Below are 9,823 nucleotides of genomic sequence, written 5' to 3' on the forward strand. Positions count from 1 at the left end.
GTGGTGGTTCTCTTAGGTTGCATGTGCCCGCAAGGGCGATGTGGATGCGGTTTTAGCGCTGGCGGCCAGGGCCGTCGTTGAGGTAGCGCAGGAATTCGGAATCGGGCTTGAGCACGAGCGTGGATTTACCGTCGGCGAAGGCCTTCCGGTAAGCGGCCATGCTGCGATAGAACGCAAAGAACTCGGGATCCTGCCCGTAGGCGGATGCATAGATGGCCGCTGCCTTCGCGTCGCCATCGCCGCGCACGGAGGTCGCATCGCGGTTCGCATCGGCAAGGATCACCGCGCGCTGGCGATCGGCATCGGCGTGGATCTTCTGCGCGTTCTCCTGCCCCGTCGAACGCAGTTCATTGGCAAGACGCGTACGCTCGGTGCGCATGCGCTTGTACACCGAACCACTCACCTCTTCGGGCAGATCGATGCGCTTGATGCGCACATCCACGATGCTTACGCCCAGGGTTTTCCGGGCCACGGCATCGGTACGCTCGCGCACATGGCCCGTGATGTCCTTGCGGCCGCCGCTGATCAGCTCTTCGAGCGGGCGTGAGTTGAATTCGTCACGCAAGGCATCCTTCACCACCGGGGTAAGGCGGCCGATCGCGGCGGTCGGGTCGCCCGCCGTGGCGCGGTAGTACGCGGCATTATCGGCGATCCGCCACTTCACGTAGAAATCGACGGCGACCGTCTTCTTTTCCTTGGTGAAGTAGCGCTCGGGCGGTGCATCGAGGCCAAGGATACGGTTATCGAACAGCACTGCCTGCTGTGCCAGCGGCACCTTGAAATGCAGGCCCGGCTGGTAATCCGAGCGAACGATGCGGCCGAACTGCAGCAGCAACGCGTTCTGCCCTTCCTTTACGACAAAAACACTGTTGAAGCCCAGCAACACGAGGGCGACGACGACGAGGCCGGAAATCATCTTCACGGGTTGCCTCCCTGCTGCGCCGGTGCCGCATCGGTCGTGGCGGACTGCACCACGGTACCGACGCCAGGCACATTGCGCACGCTGGTGTTGCCCGCTTCAACGGGCAGCTGGATCAGGTTCTTGCCGTTCGTGCCATCCACGACCTTCGGGTTGTGGCTCATCACGTCCTCGACGGTTTCAAGCCACAGCCGGCGGCGGGTGACGTCGGGCGCGGCGCGGTATTCCTTCAGCAGCAGGTTGAAGCGGTCGGCATCGCCGGTGGCGACGGCGATCCGCTCGACCTTGTCGGCCTCGGCGGAGCCCGCGATGCGGGCGGCTTCGCCGCGCGCCTCCGGGAGCACCTTGCTCTGGTAGGCCAGGGCCTCGTTCTCGGCACGCTGGCGGTCTTCACGGGCCGCGTTCACGTCATCGAAAGCGTCCTTGACCTGCTGCGGGGGCGACACGCTCTGGAAGCTCACGCCGGTGACGGCGATGCCCGAGTCGTACATATCAAGGGTGGACTGCAGGATGGAGAGGGTCTGCTGCTGCAGGGTTTCCTTCGCCTCGGGCGTGGCGTCCACGCCTGGCGCCTGCGCCGGCGCCGCTTCGGCACCGGGCGTGGTCAGGATGTTATCCATGGCGTTGGCGCCCACCACCGAACGGACCGCGGCCTCGGCGGCGTTCTTCAGCATGTTTTCCGCATTATCCGCATTGGAGAACAGAAACTTGCGTGCGTCGGAGACCTGGTACTGAACGTTGAAGTCGATGGCGATGATGTTTTCGTCGCGGGTGAGCATCGAGACGGTGTCGGACACGGTGCGGACCTGGGTGGTTTCGACCTTGGTCACCGTTTCAATCGGATTCGGGGCCTTCAGGTGCATACCCGGGGGCAGCACGCGGGCGAACTGGCCGAAGCGCAGGACGACGCCGACCTGGCGCGCATCGATCACCGTAAAGCTCGACACAAGCAGCCACGCAACGACAAAGACGAGCAGGATGGCCAGTACGCCGCCACTGCCGGCACCGAAACGGCCGAAGCGTGAGGTGAACTGCTTCAGCAGGCCGTCCAGGTCGAACTTGCGCTGACCCTGCCGGTTGCGGTTCCAGGGGTCCTTCTGGCCGTTGCCGGGTTCGTTCCAGGGCATGGTCGACAGTCTCCTTCGGGGACCGGAGGGTGGGCGGCTGGAAAGCCATCGGGGCGGGCCCGGATCGGCAGGGGAAGGCAAGGAGCACGAAAACACCCCGTTGCCGCGCCGAACGGGCACGCAAACACCGCGAATTCTACCAGAGGACTACCGGTCAGTGCTCGGCGTGGGGCGGATCGATCAGGTCGCGCAGGGGCGATCCATGGGCGTCATCGCCTGCCAGCGGGGCCAGGACGGAGCGCGGGGCATCGATATCCAGCTGCCAGCCGTGCTCGTCGATGGCCTCGCCCGCGATCGCCCCGGCGGCCTTCAGGCGGGCATGCAGGCGCCCTGCGGTGAGCGGCAGGCGCAGCTCCGCGCGCACCCTGTCGCCACCCAACAGTTCGCCGAGGGCATCACGCAGGCCCTCGAGGCCGGCCCCGGAATGGGCCGAAAGCCACACGGTCCGGGGCTTGCCATCGTCGCCACGATCAACACGAGGCTGGGCTTCCTCAATGAGATCTATCTTATTCATGACCGAGAGCTGGGGTACGTCGCCCGCCCCAATCTCTTCCAGGACCGAATTCACGACCCGGCGCAGCAGCTCGCGCTCCTCGTCGGCCGCGTCGCTGACATGAATCAGGAGATCGGCATCGCGCGCCTCGGCCAGGGTGGCGCGGAACGCCGCCACCAGATCGTGCGGCAGCTCTCGGATGAAGCCGACGGTATCGGCGACGACCGCCGGGCCACAACTCAGGCCATCGATCTTGCGTACGGTGGGATCGAGCGTGGCGAACAACTGGTCGGCCGCGTAGACACCCCCGGTAGTGAGGGCGTTGAACAACGTGGATTTGCCCGCGTTGGTGTAGCCCACCAGGGCCACGCGCGGCACGGTGTTGCGCAGCCGCGCCCGGCGCTGCTGATCGCGCTGGACCTGCACCTTTTCAAGGCGCTTGGTGAGCATCTTCACCCGCTCGGCAAGCAGCCGGCGGTCGGTTTCCAGCTGGGTTTCGCCCGGGCCGCGGTTGCCGATGGCACCGCCGCGCTGGGCATCAAGGTGGGTCCAGCCACGTACCAGGCGGGTGGCCAGGTGCTTTAGCTGGGCCAGTTCCACTTCCAGCTTGCCCTCATGGGAGCGGGCACGCTGGGCGAAAATATCGAGGATGAGCCCTGCCCGGTCGACGACGCGGGTCTTCAGGTGCTTTTCGAGGTTGCGCTCCTGCACGGGCGTGAGCACATGGTCGACCAGCACGAGGTCGGCCTCCAGGGCACGCACGGCCTCGGCGACCTCATCGGCCTTGCCCGTACCGATGTAATAACGCGGATTGGGCTCGCTTACGCGGGCCGGGATGCTGGTAAGGATCTCGGCACCCGCCGAGGAGACCAGCTCGGCGAATTCTTCGCCGCGGCGCGCCGCATCGCCTTCGCCCCGGGAATGCGGGAGCACCAGGATCGCGCGATCGCCTTTCTTTTGCCTATCGAACACTTAGGGGATTGACCTCATGGATAGAGAAGGAGACGGGCAGGCCAGCCTGGCCTGCCCGTACTCGTCCTTACCAATATGGGTTCAGCCTTGGGCCCCTCAACCCTCGGCGTCACCACCTGCTGCGTCTACATGGCTTTCATGGCCACCCACACGGACATTCCGGCTGGGGACCACGGTGGAGATGGCGTGCTTGTACACCATCTGACTCACCTGGTTACGCAGCAGCACCACGAACTGGTCGAACGACTCGATCGTGCCCTGCAGCTTGATACCGTTCACCAGGTAGATGGCGACCGGCACACGCTCACGGCGAAGCGCATTCAGAAACGGATCTTGCAACGATTGCCCTTTGGACATTTTTTCTTCTCCCCTACGCCTCTCGTACGGGTCCGGGTAAAAAAACGCCAATGCGGCGCCCCGGCCCAAGTGCCTTGAATCTTAACTGCTTTTAAACGCTCGCTGGAAGCGGCCAGCGTGACGATGTAGGCAATTAAATGAACTGCCCTACCGCCCTGCCCACTTCCGGCAACGGATCCCCCTGATCCGGGTCGAACGCGCGTGCGTCAAGCTCGCTCCGCAACCAGGTGATCTGGCGCTTTGCGAGTTGCCGCGTTGCATAGATACCACGGTCACGGAAGTTCTGGGCATCCCCTTGGCCATCAAGGAATTCCCAGGCCTGCCGGTAGCCCACGGCACGGATCGCCGGAAGGTCCGGGTGCAGGTCGCCGCGCGCCTTGAGTCCTCGCACTTCATCGAGGAAACCGTCGGCCAGCATCACATCGAATCGCCTGGCGATGCGTTCGTGGAGCGCCGCACGGTTCTCAGGAACCAGGGCCAGCTTGAGCACGCGCCACGGGAACGGCTTGCGCGGGGCGTTCTGGAGCTCGGTGATCGGCCGACCGGTCAGTTCCATGACCTCCAGGGCCCGCTGGATCCGCTGGGCATCGGCAGGCCGGATACGTTCGCCGGCGACTGGGTCGGCGGCGGCCATGCGGGCATGCATCGCCACCCAGCCGATCGCCGCCGCCTCCGCGGCCAGGCGCTCGCGCACGGCCGCATCGGCCTCGGGCAACTCAGATAACCCTCGCTGGAGCGCGCGAAAGTAGAGGCCAGTACCGCCCACGAGTAGCGGCACGTTGCCCTTCCCGGCCACGCGCCCCATCGCTGCCGCGGCATCTTCCGCGAAATCCGCCGCCGAGTAAGGTTGCGCCGCGTCGCGGATATCGATCAATTCATGGGGATAGCGCGTGAGCGTCGCCCGGTCCGGCTTCGCCGAGCCAATGTCCAGTCCGCGGTACACGAGCGCCGAATCGACGCTTATCAGCCCAAGGGGAAAGCGATCAGACAATTCGCAGGCGAGCGCCGTCTTCCCTGAGGCGGTGGGTCCCATAAGGAAGATGGCAGGGGGGCGGGTATCGCGGGTCATCGCTAGGGCAAAGTCTGAACGTCCGCAAGGGTAACCCAGCATGGAGACGGGGATGGCCATCGGTGACACGATCGAAGCACCTAAACGACCTGCGGAAGGATTCGATGAACGTGAGGGCATTGGCTTGTGGGGTCGCGTTGGCGATGGGCCCAGTGGTTTCCGCTTCAGGGGCGACTGTCGTGCCCACCGTCTATGAAGCCGGACACTTCTACGTAACCCCGACACTGGCGAAAGGCGGAACACTGAAGCTCATTCTGGATACCGGTGGGCCGGGGCCGACCTGGGGTCTTTTCCCGGATACGGCAGCGCGCCTGGGGCTGGCATCCGCTACCTGCGACGGCCATGACTTTTTCCTCCAACCGCCCGAGTTCGCGCCGGGTAGAGGATTGCCCGCGTCGGTGCGATCGTGCGGCAAGGCATTCAAGGCCTCCGCCACCACAGTGAGCGACACAAGCGTTGAGGGTGTCGTGGGCAGCTTCTATCTATTCGATCATGCCTGGACACTCGATTATCCGAAGCATCAACTGATCGTTGAAGACGCTTCCTGGCATCCGACGCGAGGGGCGCGGGAAGCGCAGGTGGCTTTCATGCTCAATGCGCGTGGCGACGTCGGCTCGCCCTTGCCCACCCTTACAATGAGGGTGGACGGAAAGCCCTTCGACATGTTGCTGGATACGGGAGCAACGGCGCACCCTTCTCCCGCCGGATTGAAAGCCATGGGCACGAGGGTGGCGGGTGGCGGCTTTGCTGCGGGGAGCTACATCGTTACCTCGGTGATGGATGCCTGGCACGCGGCGCATCCCGATTGGCCCATGGTCGAAGCCGGAGACGATCTTTCAGGCGCCGCCAAGGCAACCCGCACGATACGCGTACCTGCCGTGGAAATTGCGGGCCAGGTCGTAGGTCCCGTCTGGTTTATTGAGCGCAGGGATGCAGCATTCAGTGACAAGGGTATCGGTCAGTATATGGTGGGTGACGTCAAAGGCGCCGTGGGCGGCAACGTGTATGCGCATTTTCGTATGACGATCGACTACCCGCACAAGAAGGCATGGTTCACGTGTGTCCAGGAATGCATGCGATCGCCCTGACCATCGACTAGCCGCGCAGCAACGCCTGGTTCGCCCGCATAAAGGTTGCAAGGCACCGGCCGGGCTCAAGATTCAAGCAAGCAACGGCGCCTACAGCTCTGCGCGTGTTACGCCTACATCACCCTCCGCGCACCCATGGCAGCAGGCGCCGGCTTCTTCGCCGCTTCGATGGGGGCGTGCATGGCCCTCGCGAAACTGATGCAGCTGATGTTCTTCTGATGGCCATGCGTGAACATGACACAAGAAAGGCCACCCGAAGGTGGCCTTTTGTTTGAACCGCCTTGCAAGCCGGTTCAGCGCGCCGGCGTACCGAGCTCCTTGAGCAATGCAGGCGACGGATACACCTTGTCCATCAGCCAGCGCATGTAGCGCATATCCACGTGGATGGCGCGCTTGTAACGCGGGTCGTACATCCAGCTCGCACTCACCGCTTCCCAGTTGCTGTCGAAGTTGAGGCCGACAAGTTCGCCCTTCGCGTTGAGCACCGGCGAGCCCGAGTTGCCGCCCGTTGTATCGAGATTGGAAAGGAAGTCGACCGGCATGGCGCCCGTTTTCGGATCGGCATAGCCCGCGAAGTCGCCCTTTTTGATCGCATCGAGCAATGGCTGCGGGGCGTCGAACGGAATCTTCCCTGTGTTCTTCTCGACGATGCCCTGAACCGTGGTCAACGGGGCATACGTCACCGCATCCCGAGCCACCAGCGGGGTGACCTTGCCGTAGCTGACACGCAGCGTGGAGTTGGCATCCGGATATACCGCCTTGCCTTGCTTTTCGCGGTAGCCGATCAGCGCCTGCATATACGCCGGGCGCAGTCGCAGCAAGTCGCCATCACGCCCCTTCTTTTCATCCTCGATCCGCAACAACGCCGGGCGAAGCGCACGGGCGGCCACCATCAACGTATCCGTGCTCTTCTCCACGTCAGCCGGCGGCGCGGCGAACAGCTTGTTGCGTTCGGCCTCGTCGGCAAACGTCGTTGCACCGTAGATCCGATCGAGCGCCTTCGCCAGTTCTGCTGGCGTCGTGCCGAACACCTTGTCCACCTCGGCCAGATGCTGCGCCGCCGGGAGCTTCTGGTAACGCGTGAGCAGCGAGGTGACCAGCGCCTTTTCGACCTTGGGGTCATAGCGGCGCTGAATCTGCTTCAACTGGCTCTGGATCAGCTCTTCGTCGCGTTTCTGGTAGCCACTTTCGCGCTCGGCATCCACCTTGGGGCGCTCGATCGCAAGGCGATCAACGTTAAGCGCACCGCGCATCAACTGGGTCTGGCTCGAGAGCAGGCCCATCAACAGGTCGCGCTCACGCACGTCCTTGCCCTGGGCGATAAGCGACATGGCCTGGTCGATCTGCGGCTTGAGGGTCTTCGCCTCGGGCTGCGTGGCAAGCCAGGCCAGCATCGCGGCCTCGTCCTCCCGGCGCGCCGCAACCGCATCGCTACGCTCCAGGCCCTCCAGTTCACCGCTGAAGCGCTTGATGCCGTTCTTCAGCGATTGCAGCTGCGAGGCGTAGCGGATGGCAGCGTCCTTGTCCGTCTTGCCCTGGTCCTCGATCACGTCCTGGAGCGCCTTCAGCACGGCCACGGAGGTCGGCAGGCGCCATTCCACCTGGTCGGCGAACTCAGCCGCGGTGCGGTGGCGGTAGGTGATGCCGGGATAGCCCGCCAGCATGACGAAATCGCCCTCGGCCACGCCTTCCGTCGCGATCTGCAGGTGCGACGGTGGATGGTACGGCTTGTTGTCCGGCGAGTAATCGGCCGGCCTGCCGTCCGGGCCTACATAGGCGCGCAGGATGGTGAAATCGCCGGCATGGCGCGGCCACATGAAATTATCGGTCTCGTCCCCGTAGTTGCCGATGGCGCGCGGGGGGGCGTAGACAAGGCGGATATCACGGAGCTCCAACTGCTTCACCAGGTAGAAGTCGCGGCCGTAGAACATGGTGGCCACGCTGCACTTGATGCCCGCCTCCTTCTCGCACTCGGCCACGAGCGCCTTGCTGGCGGCGTCCACGGCGTCGTAGTACGCCCGGCCCGTCTTGCCCTTGGCGCCAGCGAGGATCCGGTCAGTGACCTTGTCGAAGCCGACAGTGACCCGGGCCCGGTAGTCCGGGTTGGCCGGGAGCTCACCGGCGCGGTCGGGCGCTACGTAGCCATGGGTGATCAGGTCGCGGTCCGGCCTGGCGTTGTACTGGATGACCCCGAACGCGACGTGGTGGTTGGTGACGAGCAGGCCATCGGCCGAGACGAAGGAGCCCGTGCCACCGCCTACCCGCACGACCGCGTTGAGCGGCGCCTTGGTCAGGTCGGCCAGATCGGCCGCATCGCCACGGTAGCCCGCAGCCTTGAGGTTTTTCGCAATCGAAGGCAGCTGAGAGGGCATCCACATGCCCTCGTCGGCTTTCGCTTCCAGCGCCAATGCCATGGCGGCTCCCAGCATCATGGTGCGGATTCGCATCGTCTCACTTGCCCCTGTGGGTTCCAAAGCTACCCCACCCTAGAGGCCCCGGGTGGCCGCTGGCAATGCCGCGGCGCACAAGCCAACCTACCTGCCACGGCCTATAATGGCGGTTTGGTCCGCCCCCGCGGCCCCTCCCCACGAGAACCTGAAAGCCCATGCAGCAGACGATGAAAGCGCTGGTAAAGCGCCACGCCGAACAAGGCATCTGGATGGAAGAAGTGCCGGTCCCGACCCCGGGCCCGAACGAGGTGCTGATCAAGATCGAGAAAACCGCCATCTGCGGTACCGATCTGCATATCTATAAGTGGGACGAGTGGTCCCAGCGCACGATCACGCCGGGCCTCACCATCGGCCACGAGTTCGTGGGCCGCATTGCCGAGATCGGCCCGGGCGTGACCGGCTACAAGATCGGCGACCGCGTATCGGCCGAAGGCCACATCGTGTGCGGCCATTGCCGCAACTGCCGTGCCGGCCGCCAGCACCTGTGCCCGAACACCGTGGGCATCGGTGTGAACCGCAACGGCGCGTTCGCCGAATACATGACCATGCCGGCCTCGAACCTGTGGCCGATCCCGGACCAGATCCCGTCCGAGCTGGCCGCCTTCTTCGACCCGTACGGCAACGCCGCGCACTGTGCGCTCGAGTTCGACCTGATCGGCGAGGACGTGCTGATCACCGGCGCCGGCCCGATCGGCATCATCGCCGCGGGTATCGCCAAGCACGTGGGCGCCCGCAACGTGGTCGTGACCGACGTCAACGATTACCGCCTGAAGCTGGCCGCCGACATGGGCGCCACCCGGGTGGTGAACGTCGCCAACCAGTCGCTCAAGGACGTGGTGAAGGACCTGCACATCGAAGGCTTCGACGTGGGCCTGGAGATGAGCGGCAACCCGCGCGCCTTCAACGACATGCTCGAGTGCATGTACCACGGCGGCAAGGTGGCCATGCTCGGCATCATGCCGCGCGGTGCCGGCATCGACTGGGACAAGGTCATCTTCAAGGGCTTGACCCTGCAGGGCATCTACGGCCGCAAGATGTACGAGACCTGGTACAAGATGACCCAGATGGTGCTGACCGGCTTCCCCCTGCAGAAGGTGCTCACCCACCAGATCGCGATCGACGATTTCCAGAAGGGCTTCGACCTGATGGACGCGGGCGTTTGCGGCAAGGTCGTCTGTAGCTGGACCTAAGCTAGCCGTATGTAGGAGCGGGGGGGGGGGGGGGGGGGGGGGGGGGGGGGGGCCCCCCCCCCCGCCCCCCCCCCCCCCCCCGGGGGGGGGGGGGGGGGGACCCCGCCTGACGCCACAGCCACCAAGACCCACCCGATCTCGAGAGCAGTGTAGACCTG

General features: G+C 64.7%; 8 protein-coding genes. 2 read left to right on the plus strand and 6 right to left on the minus strand.

Annotated elements, in window-relative coordinates:
• Nucleotides 1–52: 52 nt before the first annotated feature.
• From hflC to miaA, 5 genes are all read right to left on the minus strand, one after another.
• Nucleotides 53–916 carry a protease modulator HflC gene (hflC, locus tag ABIE56_RS07485; protein WP_429243193.1) on the minus strand — a complete coding sequence of 288 codons (864 nt, stop codon included), beginning with the start codon at nucleotides 914–916 and terminating at the stop codon, nucleotides 53–55.
• A 2-nt stretch (nucleotides 917–918) separates the two neighbouring features.
• The gene (gene hflK / locus ABIE56_RS07490) at nucleotides 919–2,046 is read right to left on the minus strand and encodes a protease modulator HflK (protein ID WP_429243180.1); all 1,128 of its coding nucleotides are present in this window, start codon (nucleotides 2,044–2,046) and stop codon (nucleotides 919–921) included.
• A 154-nt stretch (nucleotides 2,047–2,200) separates the two neighbouring features.
• Entirely contained in the window at nucleotides 2,201–3,511 is a 1,311-nt protein-coding gene (gene hflX, locus ABIE56_RS07495; RefSeq protein ID WP_429243181.1) for a ribosome rescue GTPase HflX, read from the minus strand.
• A 96-nt stretch (nucleotides 3,512–3,607) separates the two neighbouring features.
• A complete protein-coding gene (hfq, locus tag ABIE56_RS07500; RefSeq protein WP_247428149.1) occupies nucleotides 3,608–3,868 on the minus strand; it encodes an RNA chaperone Hfq in 261 nt (86 codons plus the stop codon).
• 133 nt (nucleotides 3,869–4,001) lie between these two features.
• Complete coding sequence (gene miaA, locus ABIE56_RS07505; protein ID WP_429243182.1) at nucleotides 4,002–4,937, minus strand: tRNA (adenosine(37)-N6)-dimethylallyltransferase MiaA; 936 nt, start codon at nucleotides 4,935–4,937, stop codon at nucleotides 4,002–4,004.
• 179 nt (nucleotides 4,938–5,116) lie between these two features.
• Here miaA and ABIE56_RS07510 point away from each other — a divergent pair, with 179 nt between their 5' ends.
• Complete coding sequence (locus ABIE56_RS07510; protein WP_429243183.1) at nucleotides 5,117–6,025, plus strand: hypothetical protein; 909 nt, start codon at nucleotides 5,117–5,119, stop codon at nucleotides 6,023–6,025.
• 293 nt (nucleotides 6,026–6,318) lie between these two features.
• On the opposite strand, the gene ABIE56_RS07515 is transcribed toward ABIE56_RS07510, so the two are convergent.
• Nucleotides 6,319–8,472, minus strand: a complete 2,154-nt coding sequence (locus ABIE56_RS07515; RefSeq protein WP_429243184.1) for a S46 family peptidase — start codon at nucleotides 8,470–8,472, stop codon at nucleotides 6,319–6,321.
• A 158-nt stretch (nucleotides 8,473–8,630) separates the two neighbouring features.
• Between ABIE56_RS07515 and tdh the strand changes: the two genes are divergently transcribed.
• Nucleotides 8,631–9,665, plus strand: coding sequence for an L-threonine 3-dehydrogenase (tdh, locus tag ABIE56_RS07520; protein WP_429243185.1), 1,035 nt, complete (start codon nucleotides 8,631–8,633; stop codon nucleotides 9,663–9,665).
• The last annotated feature ends 158 nt before the right edge of the window (nucleotides 9,666–9,823 follow it).

The sequence above is a fragment of the Luteibacter sp. 621 genome (assembly GCF_050435445.1).
Classification (GTDB): Bacteria; Pseudomonadota; Gammaproteobacteria; order Xanthomonadales; family Rhodanobacteraceae; genus Luteibacter.